General features: G+C 38.9%; 24 protein-coding genes. 8 read left to right on the top strand and 16 right to left on the bottom strand.

Features of this window, described 5'->3' with window-relative positions; translation table 11 throughout:
• Positions 1 to 37: 37 nt before the first annotated feature.
• On the bottom strand, positions 38 to 466 hold the full coding sequence (locus tag N0B29_RS06845) for a CopD family protein (RefSeq protein ID WP_263832957.1): 429 nt from the start codon (positions 464 to 466) through the stop codon (positions 38 to 40).
• A 91-nt stretch (positions 467 to 557) separates the two neighbouring features.
• Here N0B29_RS06845 and N0B29_RS06840 point away from each other — a divergent pair, with 91 nt between their 5' ends.
• A complete protein-coding gene (locus N0B29_RS06840; RefSeq protein ID WP_263832956.1) occupies positions 558 to 1,589 on the top strand; it encodes an AraC family transcriptional regulator in 1,032 nt (343 codons plus the stop codon).
• A gap of 1 nt (position 1,590) precedes the next feature.
• Here the strand turns inward: N0B29_RS06840 and def are convergent, their stop codons facing one another.
• The 10 genes from def to N0B29_RS06790 form a co-directional block, all read right to left on the bottom strand.
• Positions 1,591 to 2,139 carry a peptide deformylase gene (def, locus tag N0B29_RS06835; protein WP_263832955.1) on the bottom strand — a complete coding sequence of 183 codons (549 nt, stop codon included), beginning with the start codon at positions 2,137 to 2,139 and terminating at the stop codon, positions 1,591 to 1,593.
• Between the two features lie 9 nt (positions 2,140 to 2,148).
• On the bottom strand, positions 2,149 to 3,066 hold the full coding sequence (locus N0B29_RS06830) for a glutaminase (protein ID WP_263832954.1): 918 nt from the start codon (positions 3,064 to 3,066) through the stop codon (positions 2,149 to 2,151).
• Between the two features lie 227 nt (positions 3,067 to 3,293).
• Positions 3,294 to 3,674 carry a TipAS antibiotic-recognition domain-containing protein gene (locus N0B29_RS06825; RefSeq protein WP_263832953.1) on the bottom strand — a complete coding sequence of 127 codons (381 nt, stop codon included), beginning with the start codon at positions 3,672 to 3,674 and terminating at the stop codon, positions 3,294 to 3,296.
• A gap of 259 nt (positions 3,675 to 3,933) precedes the next feature.
• Positions 3,934 to 4,296, bottom strand: coding sequence for a thioredoxin family protein (locus tag N0B29_RS06820; protein WP_263832952.1), 363 nt, complete (start codon positions 4,294 to 4,296; stop codon positions 3,934 to 3,936).
• Entirely contained in the window at positions 4,293 to 4,802 is a 510-nt protein-coding gene (bioV, locus tag N0B29_RS06815) for a pimelyl-ACP methyl ester esterase BioV (RefSeq protein ID WP_263832951.1), read from the bottom strand. The genes N0B29_RS06820 and bioV overlap by 4 nt, the downstream gene beginning before the upstream one ends.
• On the bottom strand, positions 4,789 to 6,450 hold the full coding sequence (locus N0B29_RS06810) for an AAA family ATPase (RefSeq protein ID WP_263832950.1): 1,662 nt from the start codon (positions 6,448 to 6,450) through the stop codon (positions 4,789 to 4,791). Before N0B29_RS06810 ends, bioV begins: the two co-directional genes overlap by 14 nt.
• Positions 6,437 to 7,681, bottom strand: coding sequence for a tRNA (N(6)-L-threonylcarbamoyladenosine(37)-C(2))-methylthiotransferase MtaB (gene mtaB, locus N0B29_RS06805; RefSeq protein ID WP_263832949.1), 1,245 nt, complete (start codon positions 7,679 to 7,681; stop codon positions 6,437 to 6,439). The genes N0B29_RS06810 and mtaB overlap by 14 nt, the downstream gene beginning before the upstream one ends.
• Positions 7,662 to 9,272: a mechanosensitive ion channel domain-containing protein gene (locus N0B29_RS06800; RefSeq protein WP_263832948.1), complete on the bottom strand. Its 1,611-nt coding sequence runs from the start codon at positions 9,270 to 9,272 to the stop codon at positions 7,662 to 7,664. Before N0B29_RS06800 ends, mtaB begins: the two co-directional genes overlap by 20 nt.
• Positions 9,265 to 10,311: a 3-dehydroquinate synthase gene (gene aroB, locus N0B29_RS06795; RefSeq protein WP_263832947.1), complete on the bottom strand. Its 1,047-nt coding sequence runs from the start codon at positions 10,309 to 10,311 to the stop codon at positions 9,265 to 9,267. The genes N0B29_RS06800 and aroB overlap by 8 nt, the downstream gene beginning before the upstream one ends.
• 216 nt (positions 10,312 to 10,527) lie before the next feature.
• Positions 10,528 to 11,931 carry a COG3400 family protein gene (locus tag N0B29_RS06790; RefSeq protein ID WP_263832946.1) on the bottom strand — a complete coding sequence of 468 codons (1,404 nt, stop codon included), beginning with the start codon at positions 11,929 to 11,931 and terminating at the stop codon, positions 10,528 to 10,530.
• 42 nt (positions 11,932 to 11,973) lie between these two features.
• Here N0B29_RS06790 and tgt point away from each other — a divergent pair, with 42 nt between their 5' ends.
• The 3 genes from tgt to N0B29_RS06775 are packed head-to-tail and all read left to right on the top strand — an operon-like array spanning position 11,974 to position 14,940.
• The gene (gene tgt / locus N0B29_RS06785) at positions 11,974 to 13,095 is read left to right on the top strand and encodes a tRNA guanosine(34) transglycosylase Tgt (protein WP_263832945.1); all 1,122 of its coding nucleotides are present in this window, start codon (positions 11,974 to 11,976) and stop codon (positions 13,093 to 13,095) included.
• Between the two features lies 1 nt (position 13,096).
• Positions 13,097 to 14,161: a tyrosine-type recombinase/integrase gene (locus N0B29_RS06780; RefSeq protein ID WP_263832944.1), complete on the top strand. Its 1,065-nt coding sequence runs from the start codon at positions 13,097 to 13,099 to the stop codon at positions 14,159 to 14,161.
• Positions 14,158 to 14,940 carry a magnesium transporter CorA family protein gene (locus N0B29_RS06775; protein WP_263832943.1) on the top strand — a complete coding sequence of 261 codons (783 nt, stop codon included), beginning with the start codon at positions 14,158 to 14,160 and terminating at the stop codon, positions 14,938 to 14,940. Before N0B29_RS06780 ends, N0B29_RS06775 begins: the two co-directional genes overlap by 4 nt.
• Here the strand turns inward: N0B29_RS06775 and N0B29_RS06770 are convergent.
• The 5 genes from N0B29_RS06770 to N0B29_RS06750 are packed head-to-tail and all read right to left on the bottom strand — an operon-like array spanning position 14,937 to position 19,733.
• The gene (locus tag N0B29_RS06770) at positions 14,937 to 15,437 is read right to left on the bottom strand and encodes a SixA phosphatase family protein (RefSeq protein ID WP_263832942.1); all 501 of its coding nucleotides are present in this window, start codon (positions 15,435 to 15,437) and stop codon (positions 14,937 to 14,939) included. The genes N0B29_RS06775 and N0B29_RS06770 overlap by 4 nt on opposite strands.
• A gap of 46 nt (positions 15,438 to 15,483) precedes the next feature.
• Positions 15,484 to 15,762: a hypothetical protein gene (locus N0B29_RS06765; RefSeq protein WP_263832941.1), complete on the bottom strand. Its 279-nt coding sequence runs from the start codon at positions 15,760 to 15,762 to the stop codon at positions 15,484 to 15,486.
• On the bottom strand, positions 15,759 to 16,910 hold the full coding sequence (locus N0B29_RS06760; RefSeq protein WP_263832940.1) for an MFS transporter: 1,152 nt from the start codon (positions 16,908 to 16,910) through the stop codon (positions 15,759 to 15,761). Before N0B29_RS06760 ends, N0B29_RS06765 begins: the two co-directional genes overlap by 4 nt.
• Positions 16,900 to 17,550, bottom strand: a complete 651-nt coding sequence (locus N0B29_RS06755) for a response regulator transcription factor (protein ID WP_263832939.1) — start codon at positions 17,548 to 17,550, stop codon at positions 16,900 to 16,902. The genes N0B29_RS06760 and N0B29_RS06755 overlap by 11 nt, the downstream gene beginning before the upstream one ends.
• Entirely contained in the window at positions 17,547 to 19,733 is a 2,187-nt protein-coding gene (locus tag N0B29_RS06750; RefSeq protein ID WP_263832938.1) for a sensor histidine kinase, read from the bottom strand. Before N0B29_RS06750 ends, N0B29_RS06755 begins: the two co-directional genes overlap by 4 nt.
• A 128-nt stretch (positions 19,734 to 19,861) precedes the next feature.
• On the opposite strand from N0B29_RS06750, the gene N0B29_RS06745 reads away from it, so the two are divergent.
• From N0B29_RS06745 to N0B29_RS06730, 4 genes are all read left to right on the top strand, one after another.
• Entirely contained in the window at positions 19,862 to 21,271 is a 1,410-nt protein-coding gene (locus N0B29_RS06745; protein WP_263832937.1) for a DASS family sodium-coupled anion symporter, read from the top strand.
• Positions 21,272 to 21,432: 161 nt separating this feature from the next.
• On the top strand, positions 21,433 to 22,284 hold the full coding sequence (locus tag N0B29_RS06740; RefSeq protein WP_263832936.1) for a fumarate hydratase: 852 nt from the start codon (positions 21,433 to 21,435) through the stop codon (positions 22,282 to 22,284).
• A gap of 10 nt (positions 22,285 to 22,294) precedes the next feature.
• On the top strand, positions 22,295 to 22,855 hold the full coding sequence (locus tag N0B29_RS06735) for a Fe-S-containing hydro-lyase (RefSeq protein WP_263832935.1): 561 nt from the start codon (positions 22,295 to 22,297) through the stop codon (positions 22,853 to 22,855).
• A gap of 259 nt (positions 22,856 to 23,114) precedes the next feature.
• On the top strand, positions 23,115 to 24,374 hold the full coding sequence (locus tag N0B29_RS06730) for a lactate racemase domain-containing protein (RefSeq protein WP_263832934.1): 1,260 nt from the start codon (positions 23,115 to 23,117) through the stop codon (positions 24,372 to 24,374).
• Positions 24,375 to 24,376: the final 2 nt, after the last annotated feature.

The raw sequence follows: 24,376 nt of genomic DNA, 5'->3' as shown, positions 1-24,376 counted from the left end.
TAAAAAAGTTAAAAGTTGAATACCACTCTTTTTAGCATTAAAGTGGCTTGATAATCGTAAGAAGAATAATGATCGAAGTCGTAATCTCGGGAATAATTCTAAAGATTTTAAAAAACAAAAGGTTCTGTAGTACTATTCTATTTTTCGATAATTGAATGATGAATTTTTTACATGTAAAGTGATAAATCACCATAAGAGCAACAAGAAAAAACTTTACATGTAACCAGCTACCACTGTTTAAAAGATGAGGATTGAGGTAGAGTAAAATGAGCCCAAATTTGATCGAAAAGATCATAGCGACTGTGCCGACTTTGAAAAGGCTTTTCTCTTGCAGTACAATGACCACTTGTGCATTATGTGGCGCATTAATGTGATAGACAAAGAGTTTGGGCAAATACACAAGCATTATCATCCATGTCGCAATGGAGATAACGTGAAATGCGAGTACTAGGCTGTAAGTGTTCATTTGGCTTCCTTAATAAGCGGGGTTAATGCTCGTTAGTATATAATCTGCCTAGAAATTCTTAGTGACATTTTACGACTCAAGGTATGACATTTTGCGACTAGACACAGTTAAACAAGCCCCTGCGGAGGCATTTTTATTTATCCTCTCATTTCTAACCAAACACTATGCGTTTGATGCGACGACGTTTATGAATGCTCGCGATATGACGATGCAGACTTTACACGTTAAAGGTGTAAAGGTGAGAGCATCGTATGTCAATGAACTGATCGAAGAAGCCATTACGATCTCTGGTGATGATGGTCTCCTTTTTAAGTTTGCTGAGGCTGTAAGCCCTAATAATTTAGGAATTTTGGGCTATTTGATGCTCCATTCACGTAATGTTGAAGAGGCGATTATCAAACTGTGTCGCTACTATCCGCTCATTGGTAAAACACTCAAACCTCTCTTTGTCACTGAAAAGGAAAACTATAAACTGAGTTTACTCATTCACAAAGAGAATGAAGTAACACATCTTGAAAAGTATAGTGCAGAGATTCATCTAAGTGCGCTTTTGCACCTTATTAACAAAATTATTCCTCAGCCAATTTTCCCTAAACAGACGACATTTAGGCACACGAAACCTTTACATGTAAAAGCGTATCAGAACATATTTGGCGAGACGATTCTTTTTGATGAGGTTGAAAACGCCCTTTTCTTCGACAAAGCACAACTGGAGATGAGAACAAGTTATGACAATCCTTATCTGCTCAGTGTTTTTGAAAAAGAGGCGGAGCAAAGCTTAGGCATGAGCGTGCATGGAAGCCTCAAGGATCAAGTCTTAGGCTACATACTCATTGCCATAGGTGAGCTTGATGTCTCACTAGAAAGTGTTGCACACAAAGTGGGCATACATCCTAGAACACTTCAAAAAAAACTCAAAAAGGAAGGAAGTAGTTTTGTATTGCTCTTAGGCGAAGTACGTCAGAAATTAGTAGTACATTATTTACAAAAAGGACTTGATACGCCTACGATTGCTTCCTATCTGGGTTATGCTGAACCAAGCCCCTTTTTAAGGGCTTTTAAGAAGTGGTATGGTGTAAGCCCTAAAACGTGGTTGTCTTTACATGTAAAGAATGTAGGTTAACTTAGAGTATTTGAATCTCTTCCTTCTCTTTCATGATGCGTTGGTACTCTTTTTCCGTAATAATATCTTTTGTGCTCTCGACTCTGTCGATAAACACTTTGCCGATAAGATGGTCATACTCATGTTGGAAAAGACGTGCAAGAAAGTCTCTAAAGATGACGGTTTGCTCTTTACCCTCTCTATCCAAGTACATCACTTCAATCGTTGTGTGTCGTGGTACAAGCGCCCTGATACCGGGAAGACTCAAACACCCTTCCCAGTCTTTTACTTGCTCTTCAGAATAATCAATGACTCTTGGGTTGATAAGTGCGGTTGGCTCCATTAGCGGAGCAAAAGGATAGCGTTGATTTGGAGCTGAAGCCATAATGAGAATGCTCAAAGAGTATCCAACTTGTGGAGCGGCAATACCCATACCTTTAGACTCTTTACATGTAAAGATCAGATCGTCAATCAGCGTTTGAATTTCAGGCGAACGAATACCTATGACTTTTTTCGCGACAGTGCGAATGATGGGTGAACCTAGTTGTGAGATTTCTAAGCGTTGGGACATGGATTGCTCCTAAAAAATAGAGAGTTTGGTTTTGGTTGTAAAAAGCTCTAGCGCTTTCGTGCCTGCAAAGGAGTTTCCTTTTTCATTGAGACGTGGTGACCAGACACAAAGGCTAAATTTCCCAGGAAGTGTGGCTAAAATGCCCCCACCTACCCCACTTTTGGCGGGCAATCCTACACGATAAGCAAAATCCCCCACTGAGTCGTATGTTCCGCATGTCAACATCAAGGCATTGATGCGCTTAGTTTGGCGTGCATTTAAGATAGGCTCATCTATCCACAGCTGTTTGCCGCCATTGGCTAAAAATAGTCCTGATGCGGCTAACTCTTGCGTACTCATAGCGATGGAACAGTGATGAAAGTAAGCGTTCAGAACACGCGCTGGATCGTGGTCTAAGTTGTTAAAGCTTTTGAGAAAATTTGCCATAGCGTGGTTACGAAAACCTGTTTGCGCTTCAGATTTTGCGACACTAAAATCAAAATTGATGTCGTCTTTAGCACTCAGTGTACGCATAAGCTCCAAAACACTCTGGTGTGCGTCTTGAAGGTGACTTAAAATCACATCGGTGACAACAAGGGCACCTGCGTTAATAAAAGGATTTCGTGGGATGCCATTTTCGTATTCGAGCTGAATGAGTGAGTTAAAAGATGTGCCAGAGGGCTCTTTGCCGATGCGCTCCCAAAGCGAATCATTAGCAAGTCGCATCGCTAAAGTGAGTGTAAAAAGCTTGGAAATACTCTGAATTGAAAAGCGTTTTTCGTGTGTGCCTACATGAAACTCTCTTCCATCAACGCACATAAGCGACATCGCAAAAGAGTTTGGCTCAACACGTGCAAGCTCTGGAATGTACGAAGCCACACTCCCCTCGCCCAAATAAGGCGTAATCTCATGCAAAATTTCGTCAAGAATCGCTTGATAATCTAACATCACATTTGCCCTTACTTTTTAAAATGTACCATTATAGCAAGTAGAGAATAGCTTTACATGTAAAAAAATTGGATGGAGAAAAATAGAAATTATTTAAAGTAGCCTGTCACTTTTAATTGTCAGGCTACTTTTTATATTCTTCCCTTTATTTAAAGATTTTTAAAGTGGACTATCTCCTTTATTTCGTTATATTAAGCACTTATAACGCTTTATAAAGCTTATCTTTTTTATAAATTAGCTTTTGCATAGAAGTACATCGCATTACCCAAAAACTCAGCCATTTTAGGATGATAAGCATTATGATAATTTTTCATATCTTGGTTATCTTCATAAAATAAACCCATTGCAATATAAGCTTTTTTTGTTGGTATATAAAACTGGCATGCTATAGCATAATGCTTAGCAATCAATTCTTGAATTTTTATATCATCTGGCTTCGTATTGTCTATATGTTGGGCAATTTCTTTATACAAAAGATCCCATTTACTATGTACTTTAGCTCTATCAACATGTTCCCAATTATTTGTTTTGGAAAGACTTTTGTTTTGTTCTTCTTGAAGAGCTTCTCGACAAGAGTTTAAATACTCTTCACTTGCATTTTTAATCATAATTTTTGTACCTTATTTATGTCAATAAAATTTAATATTGATGTCTTATACATCTACAAAGACTGTCTTAAACATAAGATTTATATCTTATTCCTACCTACAATCATCATTCACCTCCTATTATAATATTTAACTATCTTATTTTTTGCTACTACTGTTTAATATAACTATTTATTTAACGAACATTTGGTCTATATAAAATAATCTAATGAAAAGTGAAGCAAAGATAAACTTTTACCTTTTTTTACATATAAAACCTCTAAAACCCAAGTAACCGCAATTTTGGATCACCTTTTCGCGTATTCACACTCAGTACCATACTCTCATAAACCGCTTCAGATTTGAGAGCGTATTCGACCCTTTGTTGCTCGCCTTTTTGGTTGTAGGTCATGCACACGGGCACAGAGCGAATGCCAAAATGCTCACTTACTTTGGGCGCTTCATCCAGATTACATTTGAAAAAATCGACTTCAAATGTGCCGTTTTGCATGACGCGTTCTATTCTTGCATTGGCGATTTTACATTGCGCGCAGTGGGTGGTGTAGAACAGAAAAAAAAAGGCACGAGAAGATGGCTTCTCAAAGCGTTTGAAAACGGCTGTTTCATCTAAAGGTTGCATCATTTCAAGATATGCCCTACTCTTTTAAAGTAGTAAACACTCGCATAAGGCACAAAAAAATCCTTTACATGTAAAGGATCAATGATAGTGTCTTGCTCGCCTACATAGACTTCGATGACTACGCCACGCTCTTTCAGAGCTTGCAAATGTATTTCATCCCATGTGTAGTTTAACAGCTCATTTAGCTCTTCTAAACTTCCTTGTTTGAAAAAAGGTTGCATGTCAAAGCTAGATGGATATGTAATATTTTGCATAAAATTTTGTGTATAAGCTTCACTATTTTTGGAAAAAGAGAGGGTTTGAAGCTTTTTAAATTTAGCATCTTTGTCTTGGAAAAACGCAGGAGAAAAGAGTTGAAGGGTGTCGATGCGCTCTTTACATGTAAGAGCGTATTCAAAAGCTTTGATCGCCCCGTAACTAAACCCAGCGACGGTAAAATCGCTTTGGTTTAGATAGGGAGCGAAGAGTTCTTGCTCGTTTGCAAGGCAAAATCCACTAAAGAACTTCATCGATGATGGCTTTTAAACGCACTTTTGAGATGCTCTCTACACTGTAAAGCTCATCGGAAATTTTGGTCAGTACGGTGTTCATGCCTTCCAAAAAGTGCTCAAGTTCTTTGTGTGCATTTTCTAAGATGATGAGCACATCATTCTCGTATGGAATGAGTTTTTCGCCCATGCCGTAGACTTCGACCATCTCTTTGGCAATGGTCGTAGCGCGTTCTAAATCTTCGGTGGCGTTGGTAAATTTTTCATTGTACGCGAGTTTGGTTGCGACCATGCCCGCAAGGTACACTTTGATTTTTGAGAGCATTTGTGTTTTAGACTCGATTTCTCGATCTATGTCTTTTAGGCGGTCATTGACGATGCTGATTTTATCAAAGTCTATCTCAAACCAGTACGCGCACAGCGCTTTTGCGGCTTGATAGAGCGCTTGGATTTTCTTCTCTTCATCAGAGAAACTGAGCACTTTTTTCTTACCCATCAACACTTTTTGGCGCACCGCTACAAAATCAGCGAGTTCAAGGATGGTAGAACCTCGGCGAAGCGCATTGATGGCGGCTTCGTTGACAAAGGTTGCCAGTGCTGCGCCACTAAAGCCTACACTCATGTTGGCAAGTTCTTCCAAATTGACTTCGGTTGGTTTATTGCGCATATAGGTTTTCAAAATTTCCAAGCGATCGTTTTTATCGGGAAGAGGAATAAATATACGTCTATCAAAACGACCAGAACGAAGCAACGCTTCATCGATGATGTCGATTTTATTGGTTGCTGCGATGACAATAACGCCACTGCTGTCCTCAAAGCCGTCCATTTCAGTAAGGAGCTGGTTGAGAGTCGATTCACGCTCATCGTTACGCATGCCACCACGCGCACGCCCTACGGCATCGATCTCGTCAATGAAGATAATGGATGGGGCATTGGCTTTAGCTTGCGAGAAAAGCTCTTTAACCCTCTTTGCGCCCATACCCACATAAATCTGCACAAAGGTCGCGCCACTTTGGTAGAAAAACGGCACACTCGCCTCGCCTGCGACGGCTTTAGCGATCATCGTTTTACCCACACCTGGGGGACCTACTAAAAGCACACCTTTGGGAAGCGTAATGCCATAGCGTTTGTAACGTGCAGGATTTTTGAGAAAATCAACGATCTCTTCGAGCTCTTCTTTGACATCTTTGATGCCTGCAACGTCTTTGAAGCTGACATTGGCACGTACTGGTCGTATGATGCTGCTCATAAAAGGATCGTAGCTTGCATAAGCTTTTTGGTTCGTCTCTTGCTCTCTTTTGACATCTTCAGCTCGTTTTCTACGCGCATAAACAAGCAGTGCAAAGAGCAAGCTTCCTAGCATTCCTAAGATAATGAGGTCTTCAAAAAAAGGATTGGATTTTTGCACCTCTATCGGTACTTTTTTAAGTAAGGCTTGTATATCTATACCATCTTTTATGATGACAAACTGGTCATTAAGACCATACAACCATACTTCATTTTCTTCGACTTTGGCTTTTTTGATGCTGCCGCTCTCTAAAAGCGCATGATAGGTCGGTAGATCAATAATCTTAGGCGTTATGCGTAAATACCCAAATGCAAGTAATACAGCAAAAATACTCAGTGCCATGATGGAAAGCATGAGCTTTTGGGATTTAAAAATGCGCATAGTTTGCCTCCTGTTTTATTTCATAATGTTCGATGCTGACCCACTCTTTGAGCAGGTCGCGTTTGCTTTGAATGATGACTTTATTGAAAAACTGGTCGTATCCGATGTAGCGGTCATCTTTGTACTCTTCGACTAAGACATTTAAAGGTATTGCATTATTTTTTTGTCTAAAAGTAATGTTTTTCGACTCTACAAGCGCTTCTATACTTTTGAGGCGTTCTTTGGCTACATCGCCTTTTACCTCTGGTTTCATCGTACTTGAGGGTGTACCATCACGTTTTGAGTAGGTAAATGCGTGCAGATGTGTGAGTGGAAACTGCTCTAATGTGCTGTATGCCTCTTGCCAAATCGCTTCACTTTCGCCTGGATGCCCTGTGATATAGTCGGTTCCCAAAGCAAAGCCTTTTTCACTTAGTTCTTGAAAAAGCTCTAAATCACGCTTAACGTTATTGCGTCTTCGCATCAACTCCAACATGCGCTCAGAGGTGTGTTGTAAAGCTACATGTAAATGTCGCTCAAGCCATGGCTCGCTTAGAATTTCTCTAAAACTCTCATCGATCTGAACAGGCTCAATGCTGCCAAGACGAATACGCCTAACGCCTCTAATGGAGCCTAGTTGTTGAACCAGTTTACCCAGTGAGCTTCCTTTATCTTTGCCATAACTTCCGATATTCGTGCCTGTGAGGACAAATTCACCATAGCCATTAAGAGCTAACTTTTGCACTTGCTCAATGATCTTGCTCTCGTCTTGACTTCGCGCATTGCCTCTCACATAGGGAATAATGCAGTAAGAACATCTAAAATTGCACCCTTCTTGGATCTTGATAAACGCTTTGGTTTTGCCTGTGTACTCGTGGACAATTGTTTCATCTAAAGAGGTAAGATCGCCAATTTCATAAAAAGGTCTCTCTTGTTTCAAAAGTGTGTTGATGTGAGCTTTTTCGGAGTGTCCCATAACGCCAAAAACCTTTTTTTGGTTAAAAAGACTCTCTCCCTTGCTAATCGCGCCACACCCCGCAACAATGACTTTTTTACCCTCTTTTGTTGCATGGTTGATGTAGCTTCGTACACCCGTATCGGCTCCATTGGTGACGGTGCAGGAGTTGACAACGATGATCTCAGCCTCTTTTTCATCTTCTGTCACTTCAAAATCTGTAAGGTTTGCCATCATCACTTGGGTATCGTAGATGTTGGTGCGACAGCCGAACGTTTTAAAAAAGACTTTTTTCATCAAAATTCTTTGTTTCATCGGATGGCATGGAAGGTTTTTGTTGCTTGCCCACGTTGATATTGTGTGTTTGGTATGCAATGGTGATGTCATCTTCTTGGTTAAACGCATCGATAATCTCACAGCCAATCGTTCCACGAAGCGTAAGTGCTGCGTAAGAGTTGGTCATATACCATGTGCTGATACAAAAACCCTGTGGCTCAACAAACGAGAAGACACGTGGCTCGACGTTAGTATTTTTGAGGCTGTACTGATTGCGAAGTAAATTGAGTTGTTTACGGGCAATGTCTGTGTAGCCTTTTGAGTATTTTTTAGTAATTTCACGGGCAATATGCACCGCTTTTTTATGGTTTGACTCAAAAGTAATATAGATGTTTATGCCATCCCAAACGGTACGCATCGTGCCGTGGGTATAGTTGGAAATCACCGAAGAAAAAATAAGGTTATTAGGAACAAAGAAAATACGTCCTGCACGAATGTTCTCAACATACGATGTTAATGTAATATCTTCAAAGACGGTCATACGAAGCAAAGAGATGTCAACGATGTCACCCACGTACGAAAGCCCATCTTTTTTGACTTTGATGCGATCGCCAACGTGAAAGCTTCCACCGAAAATGATGACCATCCAACCAAGAATGCTCATAAACCAGTCTTTCATCGCAATGGCAATACCCGCAGAAGCAAATCCTAAAACCGTGACAAGGTAGGAGACGTTTTCGATGTAGGAGAAAAGTAAAATAAGCAAAATAAGCGTGACGTTTGCAAAGTTGATGATTTTATTGGCGGTGTAAAAACGCTCATTATCTTTGATGTAACGCTTGGCAACAAATTTGAGCAGAAGCGTAATGACAATAACAACGACAATGAAAATACCAATATTAAAGGCACGTTTCATTTGCAATGTAATATCTTGGGTAATGCGAATACTCGCCTCTTCCACTTTTTTTACATGTAAAGAGTAACTCGTACTTGCAACCTCTTGCGCGGCTATAAAAGCGTTGAGTTCTTTTTGCGCTTCATAGACCAAATCTTCGTTGGTCATAATCGGCTCAATCTGATAAATTTCCTCAAGCAAGGAGAGTTTTTCTTTTAGTTTGTTGATTAAAATGTCCAAGCGATCAATGCGCGCTTTATAATCCATACTGTCTTGTTTGATTTTTTTGATGTATGAAAGTGCTGAAATAATGCCAAACGGGTTGGTAATTTTAGGGTATGTCTCTAAATCGGTTGACTCAACCATCTTGCTAAAAGGCGAGTTTTTGTACTCTTGCAATAGCTCGATTTGTTTCTCAAGTGATTCTTGTTTGCTTGAGAGTCTTTCGCGCTTTTCAACAGAGACTTTATCTTTGGCATTTCTAAGTTTTTTAACTTCCGCATCAACCGTAGAGAGCTCTTCAATCAGTTTTTGATAGCTGAGATAATTGCCATAACGCTTGTACCACAAGTTGTCTTGAATGGTTTCGTCAATGGTGGTAACTTTTTGGCGAAGCGCATCGGTTTTAATAGAATCTTCAAGCTTAGAAGCACTGTTGGTTTCTGCTAAAAGAAGATTACATGTAAGAAAGATAAGCCAAAGAATTTTTTTAAACATTGGCGTCTCCTAAAGCTTCCAAAACGACCTCTTTTGGAATATCTTTACGCATTTCATTGCCACCAATTTCTTTTGCCAAGATAAAAGTGATTTTGTCATTGGCACTTTTTTTATCTAAGAAAAAAGCATCGTAAAAAGCTTCGAGCGAGTCGATATGGTAGTGTGTTGGAAGGTTATACTTTTCCAAAAGAGCTTGAACTCTTTTAGCCTCATCTTTCCTTAAAAGCCCTAATTTTTGAGCCAAAGCATTTGCCTTGACTATGCCTATGGCTACAGCTTCACCGTGCAAGTAAGTGCTGTATTTTGTTTGGTTTTCGATGACGTGTGCGAAGGTATGTCCGTAATTTAAAACGGCGCGTATACCCTTCTCTGTTTCATCTTGCGAAACGACATCGGCTTTAATGGAGATGCTTTTATGAATGGCGATTTTGAGGTTCTTTTCATCGTGAAGATCATGCGTTTCAAGCCACTCAAAAAAGGCTTTATCAAAAGTGACTGCCATTTTGATGATCTCAGCAACGCCTGCTGAAAATTCACGCTTGGGTAATGTTTTGAGAAATTTACTTTCACAGTAAACCGCGCGAGGTTGCCAAAATGAGCCAATGAGATTTTTGCCATAACTGTTGTTAATGCCCGTCTTTCCACCGACACTGGCATCCACTTGTGCCAAAAGGGTTGTTGGAATTTGAATAAAATCAATCCCGCGTTGGTAAATGGAAGCAGCAAAGCCTGTCATATCGCCCACGACGCCACCACCAAAAGCAATCAAAAGTGATTTGCGGTCAAGTCGATGCTCAAAACAGGCGTTTAAAATGAGGTTTAGGCTGTCAAAATTTTTATACATTTCACCATCAGGCAAGATGACTGTATGAAGTTCTTTTGCTTCTATGCGTGATGTGAGATTTTCTAAGTGTAAAGCTGCCACCGTAGTGTTGGTGACGATCAAAACTTTTGTGTCAAAGTGCAGTTTTTCTAATGTATCAATATAAACACTGTAATTTTTTGAAGCGGGTTCGCTTAAAACAACATTCACTTGCATTATTTATCCAAATTTTTTTGTTTAGACTTCTTTCGTAACCCTTGAAAAGATAAAGAGCTCTTGCTTAGAGTGCGTTAATTTTTAAAACTCAAAATTGAGTCATAGCCAAAGCTATGGCGATGTTTTTAGTTTTAAAAAGTGATGTGCTATATGCGATACTCTTTTTTCAATGGGTTATGAAAGAAGTCTTGTATATAATACTCAAAAAGCACTTAATTATGCATTGACTGGGATAAATAGCTGATAATTATTGGCAAGCTTAAAGTGAAGTTTTTCCATATCGGTTGAAAAAATTGAAAGAAAATTTGCGTCTAAAATTTTTGGACTAAACGGTAAAAATTGCAAAATATTGTCTTTATTTCGAAGTTTTACCAGTGGATTTTTATCGCTTTGAACCACATCAACTTCACGTCCAAAAATCTTTGAAAGGTTGTCAAAATGCTCAATGAGGCTATTTTTAGCATTTTCATGGTCAGGATTGTACGAGTAAAGTTTGAGCTCTAGTGAAAGTTGTGTTGCAACGTCAAAGATAACGGAAGACTCTTGCTCAATTTCATGGGCATCGTTGCTTAAAACGACACCTTGGTTGAGGCTTCCAAAACCACGTTTTCCCATCTTAAAGATCGGGAGTTTTGTTTTATAGAGGGTACGTTTGTTTTTTTGAAAAAAGGTGTTCATAACCACAATAAGTCCAATGTCCATTTTCTCTGTATCTTCTTTCAATACCTTGCGTGGATTGCTTTCAAAGTAATCGATAATGACGTTAATATGGTGGTTGCTGTAGCTTTTGATTTTTTCCAATATTTTGGAATACGTTGGATTGATAATCTTTACATGTAACTTGTTGCTATTCAGTTTTGAGTGCAGTAAAAGAGCATCGTTAATCAATACTTCGATCTCTTTGTCATTCATGCGCAACATGTCGATAAGGCAGTAAATACTGCTACCAAAAGGAGAAGGAAACTGACCTAGCTCACGCTTAATGCTTTTAAAGACACTTTGCAATACTTTAGGATCACCCACAAGGAGCAAAAGATCATTGGGCAGAAGCATCAGCGCAGGACGCGGTAAAATAAGCGTGCTGGAGCGGTATACCGCTGCGATTTTCCATTTGCTCTGCTCAATGGACGCTAGATGGCGGTAAGCATAAGAGCTTCCCACAGGCACGGAGACTTCCATAATTTCACCAATGCCAAGTCCTATGTTTTGAGCGACAATAGGCGTATTGGGAAGATGGTCGGTAAAACGAGAAGCAAGAATTTCACGAGAGTTGAGCATCAAAAGGCGTTTATCTTCAATCTGCAAGTCCCATCTGTCCATAATGACGATGCGCACTTTGCCATCAACCCGTCTGATGTTGGTATAAGTAGCCTTGACATCAAGCTCATTAGACATAATAATCATGACTTGAAAAAATTGCTCGTTAAGGACAATAGCAAGTTTTTCGTAACTCGTTGGATCAAATTCAAAAAATTTAAAATTTTCAGGGCGTTTTTTAGGTAAAGTCTCTTCTTTATACGTAACGATAGTATAACTATTTTCGCCTGCTTCGGTTTCCATAACCTTTTCTAAAAATTGTTTTGCTAGAATGCCATCAGCGATGATTAAAATCTTTTTCATTATACGCGACTCCCATAAACTAAAGAGGATATTGTAACCAAAATGGAATTTCAGATAGATAAAACCGATGGATTAGCTCGTGCTTGTACGATAAAAACGGCACACAGTACCATTCAAACACCCGTATTTATGCCAGTAGGAACAGTGGGAAGTGTTAAAAGCTTAGACGCCGTTGATATGAGCGAAATGCTTGGAGCCCAAATTATTTTAGGTAATACTTACCACCTTTATTTGCGCCCAAATGATGAAGTTATTAAACATTTTGGTGGGCTTCATGGTTTTACCAAATTTCCAAACAGCTTTTTGACTGATAGCGGTGGTTTTCAAGCGTTTAGCTTAAGTGACATTTCAAAAGCCGATGTCAATGGCATTATGTTCAAAAGCCATATTGATGGTTCTTCTCATTACTTTACGCCTGAGAAAGTGCTTGATATTCAGTACAACTTTAATTCTGACATTATGATGATACTAGACGATCTAGTAGCTCTGCCCGCCACCAAAGAGCGCATCGCGCTTTCGATTAAACGTACAACCGATTGGGCACAGCGTGCTATTACGTATCATAAGCAAAAGCAGTCTGAGGGAATTGGTCTTCATCAAAATATTTTTGCGATTATTCAAGGTGGAACCGATAAAGAGTTCCGTCGTATCAGTGCTAATGAACTTTGCGCCCTACCCTTTGATGGTTTTGCCATTGGCGGGTTGAGTGTGGGTGAAGCCAATGCTGATATGTATGAAACAGTGGAATTTGTCACCCCTTTGATGCCAAAAGACAAACCTCGCTATTTGATGGGCGTTGGAACACCCGAAGATTTGGTGGAAAACGTAGAACGTGGCGTGGATATGTTTGACTGTGTTATGCCAACACGTAATGCTCGTAACGGTTCACTTTTTACCTCTTTTGGTAAAGTAAGCATCAAAAATGCGAAGTTTCAAAGAGATGAAAACCCCATAGATCCAGAGTGTGAGTGCTTTACATGTAAACATTACTCACGTGGTTATTTGCACCATCTTTTCCGCTCAAAAGAGCTCACCTACTTTAGACTTGCCTCCATTCACAATTTGCACTACTACCTAAACTTGATGAAACAGATGCGTCATGCTATTTTAGAGGGACGTTTTGCCTCTTTTAAAGCGGAATTTTACGCAAAGCGAGCCAAATAAGATGCGCTATGCGGTGGATGCAAAGGAGAATTTTGAGCAAAGCTTGCTTTTTTGGCTTGATAAATTTATTAAGTCCAAGCTCACTTCCCTTTCCAATCGCCATGTTGAAGAAAATGCCAAACTCTCCGCCATTATTGGCGCACTCAATCATGGCTCAAAAAGTATGGATGAACTGAAAAATCTTGCTAAAGAAGCCCGCAATATCGGGCTGATTGGCATCAATCTTTTTATCAACCCATTGGAAAAATTTTACTATTACATCGCTCCTATGGGACTTGAGAGCCTCAAGGAGATTGATGAGGAGCTCATTAGTGAGTTTTTAGCCTCACAAACTGGCTCACTCTCCGATGCCACAAAGAAAAACTACCGTATGGCAGTTGTTTCACTCTTTAAATTCATCGACAAACAAAATGAAGATGACAAAGGCAATTCGCATCAGTTTCGCATTGAGCTTAAAAACTGGGGAGGTCTTGGTGGAAGGAAGGGTGAAAAACTCCCTGCTCACATGTACAAAGAGGAGCTTTCACGCTTTTTTAAAGCCATCGAAGAGACAGAATTTAAACCCTATGTTCAGGCTAAAAATAGGCTTCTTATCAAGATGATTATCTTCACAGGAATGCGTGTCAGTGAGGCTTTAGGTTTAAGGTTAAAAGATATGGTTCGAGATGGTGACTATTACGTCTTTCAGATCCGTGGAAAAGGCAATAAACCCCGTACGGCGATGATTAAAACAGAACAGATTGAGCACGACTTAAAAGAGTGGATGGAGTACCGAAATGGCGAGAATGCCCTCTTATTTCAAAGTCGAACAGGAAAGCCATTGACGCAAGCGTATGTCAGTTATGTTATGGATAAAATCTTAATGAGTGCAGGAATCAGGAAAGAGAAAAACGGTGCGCACATGTTGCGCCATACTTTTGCAACACTGCTTTATCAAAAAAATAGAGACCTCATTTTGGTACAAGAAGCCCTTGGACACTCAGATTTGAACACTTCTCGCATTTATACTCACTTTGATAAAGAGCGTCTTAAAATTGCAGCTAACACGATGGATGATGTACAATGACACACTTATATGAACAAATTGATCGCTTTCACCTTTTAGATCTTAAAAATCCTACCCATCCTTCGATGTTCGTGGAAGAAGCAACCTATGATATTTTGATTTTAGCCCTTCCCTCAAAAGATAAAGAGCTTAAAATTGACTCGTATGCGTTTGTTTTTGACGATACGTCGTGCTATTACTTCGATAAAAACACACATGAATTCATCGATTTTGAAACAATGGAAAAAGTGTATGAACTTTTAAATGAAAAAACAAACATCACAATGAAAATGCTGGTTTCATTGCATGAAAGCATTGATTGGATGGAAGAAAATCTTTATGAAAATGCTTATTTTAGCTCTTTTATGCGCTATTGGCTCGGCAATAAAAAAGATCTCAGTCGTATCAATCGTCTTTTAACACTGAGTGAAGAAGTTTTGGAGAGTTTCATACAAACGTATCTTAAAGAAGAGGACTTTTTAGCAATCCACTTTAAAGATATTCATGAACACTTAAGCCGTACCAATCGCTCTACTTTGCTTGCAATGGATAAATTAAACAACCTCTATAACTTCTATACCAGTCGCAATAACGAGCGCATGAATAAAACCATCTATCTTTTGACAATTTTGTCAGGCATTTTTCTACCACTTCACTTTCTTGCAGGCTACTTTGGCATGAACAGCCAAGGGCTTCCCTTTAATGAAATCCCTTATGGAACAAGCTTGGTAAGCTTGATAATGGCAACGTGTGCAGTAACCATGATAGGGTTGATTTTATTTTTTAAAAAGAGGCTTTAATCTTTTAGATGTTTTTTGGGGTAGTCAAAAAAGAGGATGTGCCCACTCTCTTCGGTAATCTCTTTGAAGCTCTCAACATCAAAGCTAATGCAAACAATCGCGCAGGTGGGAATATTACTCAAAATGGCACCACTTAGGCGTTCCCCTACTTCGGTAATCGTTGGGTTATGCGCAATGATAAATACCGAGGAGCATTTATCATCGATGTTATGGATAAGCTCTATATACTGCTCATAAGAACTTTCATAAAGCGCATCAACGCTTTTGATCTTCTTTTTGTCACAATCAATCTCTTCACCAATCTCTTTAGCCGTTTTCAAAGCTCTTTTCGCAGGACTGGTATAAATAACATCAGGTTTAACATCAAACATTTTAAGACGTTTTCCCATAAAAACAACATCACGTTTTCCACGACCATTGAGTGGTCTTTCAAAATCATTGAGTGTTTCGTCTTTCCAGCTTGATTTTGCATGTCTTATCAAATAAATCTTTTTCATGTATCCTCTTTTGTGAATGCTGCATTATAGACGACAAAGGATGAGATTAAAATAAAAAGTTCTCATTGATCCAGTTTAAGACCAATCTTCGGTTCACTGCAAAAAATGGCAACTCTTCTCTTAAGACTATTTCGAGCTTTTTCATTGAGTATTCATCAAGGCGCAAATCGTAAGCAACGCGGTTCATCATAAGAAGCATCTGTTTTGCTGAGTGTTTATCAAACGGTTCGCCACTCTCTTCTTCAAAATAACGCTTTTCATCGTAGATGGTATGATCTTGTATATAGTCAAGTTGTAAAAAATCTTCCTTTACATGTAAACTCATGCAGGCTCCTTTTTAGGTATTAAAAATGTCAGTAAAAACGAAACAAATGCTATGGTCGCTCCTATAAAAAAGACAGCACTTGCCGAATAAATCCAAACGATACCCAAAGTAAAGGGCAGAAAAACCGCTGCAATGTGGTTGATCGCAAAACCAACACCAGAGGTTACTGCAATATCTTTAGGATCGGCTATTTTTTGAAAATAGGTTTTTAAGGCAATGGCTATTGTAAAGAAAAGATTGTCCAAAATATACAATGACACTGCCATCGCTTGAGATTGTACCAAACCATAAAGGATAAAAATGAGAACAATAGAGATATATTCGAGTTTTAAAGAGAGATTTTCACCAAAACGCTCAATAAGTTTTCCCGCATAAGGCGCGCAGATCATGTTTAAAACAGTATTGGTAATAAGTAAAAGTACCATGTTCTCAACGCTAAAATGAAACCGTTCAACCAGTAAAAAGCCTGCAAAAACGACAACGATCTGACGTCTTGCACCCGCTAGAAAGGTAAGCAGATAAAAAAGCCAATACTTTTTGCGTAAAAATAGTTTGGTTTCTTGCACAACATCATCTTTAAAATGCTCAAACCCTAGCCATGCCACAAACGCTAAAAATATCGTTGCCCCACCACTGAGCAGATAAATTCCCATGTATCCGACATCAAAAAATTTCATAAGCACATAGAGTGCCCCTAAAACACCCAGCCCCACAAAAGAGCGAATGGCAGAAAGCTTGCCTAAAAAAGAGGGAGCACTACTTTTGTCAATCCATTGCAAGGAGAGTGAATTGTGCAGTGTTTCAAGGTAGTGAAATCCAACGGACATAATCAGTGTTGTGGTATAGAGCCCAAACGTTGAAGGGAAAAAGCCTGTTATTAAAGTACCAAAGCCCAAAAGAAAGAGCGAAAGATACGCGGCGTTTTGTTGTCGTAAAAACATCAAAATAAAAACAATGGTAAACGCCAAAAGACCTGGAACTTCACGAATGCTTTGAAGCAAACCTATCTTTTCGCCATCAAAATGCGCTACTTCAATGACAAAGTTGTTAAGCAAGGATGACCAAGCCGTAAATGCAATGGGCACAGCTGCTGCAAAAAGATAGAGAAGCTGCTCACGCGAGGCAAAAAGTATGGATTTAATGTTCATAATGCAGGCGATACCCTATGCCGCCTTGGTTTTCGATAGTGTCTTCAGGGAGTTTTTTACGCAGACGTTTCACTAAGGCTCGTATATTTTCAGTTGTTGTAAGCTCTCCGCCCCAAACATACTGTTCTATGCGCTCAAAAGAGATATTTTTATTGAGATTTTTTGTAAAGAGATTGAGCAGTAAAATCTCTTTTTTAGCGAGTTTGACCTCTTCGCCTTCGCCATCAAGGAGGATTTCTTGCTCCATCGAGTAGCTAAAACCTTCAGGCAATGAGACGACACAAACTTTAGGTTTACACAGTTTTTCGATTTTCATTTCTAATTCATACATGTAAAAAGGTTTTTTGAGGTATTCGTCGCACCCTTTGCTGTAAGCTTCTTGGATGGTGTCAAGTTCAACATTGGCACTGATGATAATAGCAGGCGTTGTGGCATCCATAACGCGTATCTCTTTAAGAAGACTGAGCCCATCAATGCCTGGAACGTTGATGTCTAAGATAAAACAGTCATAGCCGTTATCAATCGCTTCAAGGGCACGTTTTCCATCTTTAAAAAGGTCAGCATGATACTTTTTTTGCTCAAGTGCTTCCACAATGAGGTTAGCTAGGCGTTCATTATCTTCGAGTATCAATATTTTCATGCAGCTCCCTTAGCTTTTTTAATGGTAATGCAAATTTGCGCACCACCGTTTTTTTGTTTTGCAATAATTTTTCCACCCATTTTATCTTCAATAATCAAGCGAGCCATATAAAGCCCAAAACCGTCCCCATGTTCTTTGGTGCTCATAAATGGATCGAAAATGGATTCGAGTTTACTTTTTTCAATACCACAACCATCATCGCTGATGGAGAGATAGATATGCGAATCATCGCTTCCTATTTCAATATCAATAATACCATCCGTCTTCTTACTCTCTCTTTTTTTCACAATACTATCTTTTGCATTATTAATGATGTTTAAAACGCACTGTTTAAATTCATTAGGGTAACCAAAAGCTAAGAGTTGCTCTGGTGAGGATTGTGTAATGTTGATGGTAATGTAATTGTACTTAACATTATGATTGACAACGCTTAGGAGTGTATCAATGGCTTCACGAACATCAAAGGCTGTTTGCATGGAAGAAGGTTTAATGAATTGTCTAAAATCATCGATCGTATTGGACATGTACTTTACTTGTGTCATGATGTCATCAACAAATTTTTGAGTATCCTCTTCGTCCAGCGGCTTTCTTCGACGTTTGTAGATGAGCTCTTGCGCAATGGCAGAGATTTCGACAAGAGGTGTTTTCCATTGATGTGCAATACTGGCGATCATCTCACCCACTTCGGATTGTTTGGATCGTTGAATAACAAACTGTTCATGGCGTTTTCGTTCTGTATCAATGCGTCTTTTTTCTGTTACATCGGTTAAAATGGTAACAACGCCTGCTTCTTGGTTGTTTTCATCGGTATAATACGTTCGTCTAACGGCAAAAATACGCTTATCTTTATAAGGCATATTCATTTCAACTTCTGCACTATTGGGGCAATCTAGAGGTACTTCTTGGATTTTGTCACACATTCCTGGCATGATTTCTTTAACGTGTTTACCGATAATATCAATTTTATCTCGTTCTAAAATTTCACATAAAAGATCATTGCACCCAAGTATTTTCCCATCATTGGCTTTCCAAAAAATAGCACTTTGGATGTTATTTAAAAGAACATAGTCCAATTTTCCTTGTCGCAAAAGCTCTTTCTCTAATGAAATACGTTTAATAATATTGAGGACTAAAATGGTCGTAAGTAGCAATAATAGAGGCATAAGCGCAAAGGCATTTTCAACAAATTTACGGTGTTTTTCATAAAAGCTTTCAACACCATTAAGAACTTCAGCGGGGCTTGGTATATCGCTAAGGGGTATGCCAAATTTACGTAAAATGTTGTTATCAAAAAAATAGTTCCCAGCAGGTGTTTCAACTGGAACTGAAGCGATTTTTTTACCATTAATAAGTTCAAACGCTTTTTTAGCAGCGCGTGTGCCCTGCTCATAAGGGTTGACCATATAACCACCAATGACACCTTCGCCGACATGAATATGGTTGAGTGCAAAAACCGGAAATTTAGAGCGTTGGAAAAAAGATCGGAGTTTATAATAAGGGACATACGTTCCGTACATATCTCGGTAAAAACTGGTAAAAAGAATGGCACTATGCTTTGGAAGTTTTTCTATTTTTTCGTCAATTGTATTGATATCGATTTGGTTATCAAAAACAACACGAAATTTATCTTTAAAATTATTCGACTCTTCAATAATCTGATCTTTAATGACCAAAGATGAATACGCATCATCGCTGATAATATAGACCATCTTTGTTGCAGGGAAAAGCTGATAGATCAGTTCTAAATTGACGCGTATATCTTTGTATTCGATAACACCGGTTACATACTGTTTGAGATAAGTGTCCAACTCTTTAGGATTGAAGTTCTCAACACCGCAAAAAACAATAGGGGTATTAGGGAAAAGTACACGATGGTACTTCAGAGCAAATTCATACGCGTAATTATCTGCAACGATGATGGCACTATAGTGTCGATTACGGAATTTTTTCTTGTAAAGATCAAGGAGTTCCTCAAAATAGTTTTCAGATTCTATTTTCTTGCTATCCATATACTCTGTTGTTAGCTCATACTGTGGATGTTTTAGCATAATATCTTCAATACCACGTGAAATTCCATCACTCCACTTGAGTCCTTTATTGTATGAATGCAGTAATAAAATTTCATTACTATATAAAATTGAGCTGTAAAAAAAGAGTACAATTATAATTTTTAAGATTTTCATAAGGTTTCCGTCTAGTTTTTTTGTAATTCTATCAAAAAAGTCTCATTTATATCTCTTTGTATCGCCATATAATTACATCAGTCTTAATTATGAGATGTTGAGTAAAATTTATTGATGGAGGTTTCGCGATGTCGAAAAAAGCAATATCCATGCTGGTCCCAGTATTGGTAATGTTGGTTGTTTGGTTTATCCCTGCTCCTGAGGGATTGAGTGCTAATGCATGGCATTTTATGGCAATCTTTCTTGGAGTTGTCGTCGGTCTTATTATTGAGCCAGTTCCTGCTGCGCTTGTTGGTTTGATAGGTGTTTGTTTGATTGCCTTGATGGGTATTATCGATCCAAAACCTGCTGAGAGTGTTAAATGGGCACTTTCTGGTTTTTCTAATGCAACAATTTGGTTAATCTTTGCAGCGTTTATGTTTGCAGCAGGTTATCAAAGAACAGGGCTTGGTAAAAGAATTTCTCTTATCATGGTTAAATTTATGGGTAAAAGCTCATTGGGTCTTGGTTATGCGGTTGCATTTGCTGACCTACTTCTTGCGCCATTTATGCCATCAAACACAGCAAGAAGCGGTGGTACAATCTTCCCAATTGCGATCAATATTCCACAAATCTTTAACTCTACTCCAGAAAATGAGCCAAGAAAACTAGGTTCTTATCTTTCATGGGTAGCGATGGCTGCAACATGTGTCACCAGTTCAATGTTCCTTACAGCACTTGCACCAAACTTATTAGCCGTTGATCTTATTGCTAAAAGTGCTAAAGTAACGATTGAATGGGGTGCATGGGCACAAATCATGATTCCTTTGATGTTACCACTTTTCTTATTGACTCCATTTTTAGCGTACATTGTATATCCTCCAACACAAAAACAATCTCCAGAAGCACCTATCTGGGCTGCTAATGAGCTTAAAAAAATGGGATCAATTACATTTAAAGAGATCATGATGTTACTCTTTGCTGTTCTTGCACTTGTTCTTTGGATTTTTGGTAAAGATCTTGGTGTTGATGCAACTATGGCTGCGATTACAATTGTTTCACTTATGGTTCTTTGTAATGTTATCTCTTGGGATGATGTTGTCGGAAACAAAGGTGCTTGGAACGTTTTAGTGTGGTTCTCAACTCTTGTTGCACTTGCAGGTGGTTTAGCAAAAGTGGGTATCTTGAAATGGATTGGTACTTTGGCAGAATCTTCTTTAACAGGTCTTAGCCCAACTACATTGATGGTTGCTATGTTGATTGTATTCTTCTTGCTACACTATTTCTTTGCAAGCGTTACTGCGCACGTTTCTGCATTGGTTCCTGTTTTTGCATTGATCGCTGTTAAATTTATTGCTCCTGAGCAATTGCCAGCGTTTATGATTCTTTTTGCAGGTAGCCTTGGTATTATGGGTATTATCACTCCTTATGGTACAGGTCCTTCTCCAATTTGGTATGGTGCTGGTTATATCAGCCAAGCACGTTGGTGGGCACTTGGTGCAGTTTTTGGTGGTCTTTACCTTGCAGTTCTTCTTGCAGGTGTGTTTATTTTTGTATAATAAAAAAGGTACATCCCATTCTTTGGGATGTACACTTTTACAAATCTTTACATGTAAAGATTTGTAGAGGTGCCCTCCTTTTAAATGTAAACTTAAGCATTGCACCTCTACGCTTAGTACTATGTGTGTGTGACCAAAACTAACTTTTTCGGAGAGGAAAAATGAGAGAAATCAAGTACGAAGAGATCGTCAAAAGTGTAAAGGATATGATCCTTTATAGTGCAACCAACTTGCCAAAAGATGCTTATACTGCATTAGAAAATGCATACAAAACTGAAAAAAGTGAAGTATGTAAACAAGTGTTAAAGCAGATTTTAGAAAATGCGGATATCGCAAAAAATGAAGCAAGACCTCTATGCCAAGACACAGGTTTAGCTGTTTTCTTTGTTAAAGTGGGCGAAGATCTCAAAGTTGTTGGTGGAAGCTTGAAAAAAGCAATCAACGAGGGAACGGAACAAGGTTATAAAGAAGGTTATTTAAGAGCATCTACTTGTCATTGGGACACTCGTGCCAATCTTAAAGATGAAGTGGGCTACAACCTTCCAGCGATCATTCACTTTGATATTGTTGAAGGTGATGGCTTAGATATTGAATATGCTGCAAAAGGTGGCGGTTCTGAGAATGTCTCACGTGCTACTGTATTTCCTCCTGCAAAAGGAAGAAAAGGTATTATTGAATACGTTAAACAAGTCATTTCTGATGCGGGTCCAAATCCATGTCCTCCACTTACTGTTGGTGTTGGTATTGGTGGAACATTTGAAAAAGCGGTTATCTCTTCTAAACATGCACTCTTTAGAGAACTTGGAAGCAAAAATCCAGATCCAGTTTTGGAATCAATGGAAGAAGAGTTGATGGTACTCCTTAATAACCTCGGTATCGGTGCTATGGGTATGGGTGGTACAAACACAGTTCTTGGTGTTCATATTGAGAAAAACCCATGTCATATTGCGAGCTTGCCAGTGAGCGTTAACGTTCAATGCCATAGTTCTAGACACATGCATATCAAGCTATAAGGAGAATATAATGAGCAAAACTTATCATTTAACAGCACCACTTAGTGAAGCAGATGTAGTACAACTTAAAGCAGGTGACATTGTTTATTTAACAGGTGTTGTTTATACAGCACGTGATGCAGCACATAAAAAATTGGTTGATCTTTTAGATGCAGGACAGCCTCTTCCTTTTGATATGAAAGGCGCGGTTATTTATTTTGTTGGACCAACTCCTCCAAAACCGGGCGATCCAATTGGTAGTGCAGGTCCTACAACAAGTTATAGAATGGACTCATACTCTCCAAGACTTATCAATGAGCAAGGTCTCAAAGGTATGATTGGTAAAGGTAAACGTAATCAAGATGTTATTGATGCCTGTGTAAAATCTAAAGCAATTTACTTTGGTGCAACAGGCGGTGCAGGTGCTTTACTTGCACGTCAAATTAAAAGTGCTGAAGTTATCGCTTATCCAGAACTAGGTCCTGAAGCGATTAGAAGACTTGAAGTTGTGGATTTTCCTTTGACTGTTATTAATGACACTTATGGTGCTGACCTTTATAAAATTGGTCGCGCACAATACGAAGTATTTTAATACACTTCTTTAAAATTTAGCGATAGAGTCTTTTAAGCTCTATCGCGTTCTTTAGTGTAAAATCTTTATCAAAATCTTTTTGGCTTTGTTGCTTGAGTCATTTTTTTCGATAAAAATTTTATTAGCATTTTTTATCGGTGATAAAATATCACTTATAAAAAATCAAGATTGGTGTGAGCGCACAGAAATGAAGCTTGCTGATAATTACAACTTAGTGTTCTAAGTTAAAAACTCTATAAATGGTGATGAAGGATAATGTATGAAAGTTACAGTTGGTTATGGAAAAGATGAAAAATTTGAGTTGGACATTAACGATAAACAGCTAATAGGCGTTTATAATCCAAACAGTGTTGCAAAAATTGATTACAATAAAGCGATTGATGAAGCCTTGGCAAACCCTATTGGCAAAGAGAGTTTTGATCATTTTAGCGATACCAATGAGCGTATTGTTTTTATTGTCAATGATGGCACTCGCCCTACTCCAACGCGTAAAGTGCTTGCTCGCATCTATCCAAAGATTAAAGATAAAGATATTTTCTTTATCGTAGCGACGGGTTGTCATAGAGCACCCACAGAGGAAGAGTGGCATTTTATCTTAGGCAAAGAGATATACGAAGACCTTAAAACTAAAAATCGCCTATGGAGCCATGATTCTCATAAAGACGAGATGGTCTACCTTGGCAAATCGACCAACGGTACAGAAATGTACCTCAATAAAATCGTAGCAGAGGCTAAAAAAGTCTGTGCGATTGGTTCGGTTGAACCGCACTACTTTGCAGGTTACACGGGTGGACGAAAAGCATTTTTACCAGGAGTTGCAGCGTATGAGACGATCCAGCAAAACCATCTTTTAGCCCTTGATCCAAACGCTCAAGCACTCAGCTTAAAAGGCAATCCTGTGCATGAAGATATGATGGATGCAATGGGTGTGCTAAAACACATTGATGTCTTTGCCATTATGACCGTTTTAGACAGTGACCACGATATTTGCGCCGTAACTGCGGGCGATCTTAGTGATTCATTTTATGCAGGTATTGATAAAGCTGATGAAGTTTTTTGTGTGAATATTCCTAAAAAAGCGGACATTGTTATCTCTGTTGCTCCGTATCCTATGGACATCGACCTTTACCAATCTCAAAAAGCACTTGACAATGGCAAGCTGGCTCTCAAAGACAAAGGTATTCTCATTATGGTGGCAAAATGTCGTACGGGTATTGGTGAGGAAGGCTTTTTTAAACTCATGAGTTCGGCACACTGTGCGCAAGAAGTGCTTAATAAAATCAAATGCGGTTATAAACTGGGTTACCATAAAGCGGCTAAAATGGCTGAAATTAACCTTTGGGCGCAAAGTTGGGCAGTGAGTGAACTCACTGATGAAGAGATGAAGGCAGTGCATCTTAAACCTTACCATGATTTGCATGTAGCGCTTGCAGATGCTATCAAAGAAAAAGGTGAAGATGCGAGTATCATCGTGCTTCCATTTGGTTCAATTACTGTTCCAAAACTTGTGACAAAATAACG

This window comes from Sulfurospirillum oryzae (assembly GCF_025770725.1).
Lineage (GTDB): Bacteria > Campylobacterota > Campylobacteria > Campylobacterales > Sulfurospirillaceae > Sulfurospirillum > Sulfurospirillum oryzae.
Note: the sequence above shows the minus strand (reverse complement) of the source record. Positions and strands in the feature narration are given on the sequence as shown.

Coding starts and splice junctions, on each gene's coding strand:
- N0B29_RS06845 (WP_263832957.1), bottom strand. CDS start 466: ATGAACACTTACAGCCTAGTACTCGCATTTCACGTTATCTCCATTGCG.
- def (WP_263832955.1), bottom strand. CDS start 2,139: ATGTCCCAACGCTTAGAAATCTCACAACTAGGTTCACCCATCATTCGC.
- N0B29_RS06830 (WP_263832954.1), bottom strand. CDS start 3,066: ATGTTAGATTATCAAGCGATTCTTGACGAAATTTTGCATGAGATTACG.
- N0B29_RS06825 (WP_263832953.1), bottom strand. CDS start 3,674: ATGATTAAAAATGCAAGTGAAGAGTATTTAAACTCTTGTCGAGAAGCT.
- N0B29_RS06820 (WP_263832952.1), bottom strand. CDS start 4,296: ATGATGCAACCTTTAGATGAAACAGCCGTTTTCAAACGCTTTGAGAAG.
- bioV (WP_263832951.1), bottom strand. CDS start 4,802: ATGAAGTTCTTTAGTGGATTTTGCCTTGCAAACGAGCAAGAACTCTTC.
- N0B29_RS06810 (WP_263832950.1), bottom strand. CDS start 6,450: ATGCGCATTTTTAAATCCCAAAAGCTCATGCTTTCCATCATGGCACTG.
- mtaB (WP_263832949.1), bottom strand. CDS start 7,681: ATGAAAAAAGTCTTTTTTAAAACGTTCGGCTGTCGCACCAACATCTAC.
- N0B29_RS06800 (WP_263832948.1), bottom strand. CDS start 9,272: ATGTTTAAAAAAATTCTTTGGCTTATCTTTCTTACATGTAATCTTCTT.
- aroB (WP_263832947.1), bottom strand. CDS start 10,311: ATGCAAGTGAATGTTGTTTTAAGCGAACCCGCTTCAAAAAATTACAGT.
- N0B29_RS06790 (WP_263832946.1), bottom strand. CDS start 11,931: ATGAAAAAGATTTTAATCATCGCTGATGGCATTCTAGCAAAACAATTT.
- tgt (WP_263832945.1), top strand. CDS start 11,974: ATGGAATTTCAGATAGATAAAACCGATGGATTAGCTCGTGCTTGTACG.
- N0B29_RS06780 (WP_263832944.1), top strand. CDS start 13,097: ATGCGCTATGCGGTGGATGCAAAGGAGAATTTTGAGCAAAGCTTGCTT.
- N0B29_RS06775 (WP_263832943.1), top strand. CDS start 14,158: ATGACACACTTATATGAACAAATTGATCGCTTTCACCTTTTAGATCTT.
- N0B29_RS06770 (WP_263832942.1), bottom strand. CDS start 15,437: ATGAAAAAGATTTATTTGATAAGACATGCAAAATCAAGCTGGAAAGAC.
- N0B29_RS06765 (WP_263832941.1), bottom strand. CDS start 15,762: ATGAGTTTACATGTAAAGGAAGATTTTTTACAACTTGACTATATACAA.
- N0B29_RS06760 (WP_263832940.1), bottom strand. CDS start 16,910: ATGAACATTAAATCCATACTTTTTGCCTCGCGTGAGCAGCTTCTCTAT.
- N0B29_RS06755 (WP_263832939.1), bottom strand. CDS start 17,550: ATGAAAATATTGATACTCGAAGATAATGAACGCCTAGCTAACCTCATT.
- N0B29_RS06750 (WP_263832938.1), bottom strand. CDS start 19,733: ATGAAAATCTTAAAAATTATAATTGTACTCTTTTTTTACAGCTCAATT.
- N0B29_RS06745 (WP_263832937.1), top strand. CDS start 19,862: ATGTCGAAAAAAGCAATATCCATGCTGGTCCCAGTATTGGTAATGTTG.
- N0B29_RS06740 (WP_263832936.1), top strand. CDS start 21,433: ATGAGAGAAATCAAGTACGAAGAGATCGTCAAAAGTGTAAAGGATATG.
- N0B29_RS06735 (WP_263832935.1), top strand. CDS start 22,295: ATGAGCAAAACTTATCATTTAACAGCACCACTTAGTGAAGCAGATGTA.
- N0B29_RS06730 (WP_263832934.1), top strand. CDS start 23,115: ATGAAAGTTACAGTTGGTTATGGAAAAGATGAAAAATTTGAGTTGGAC.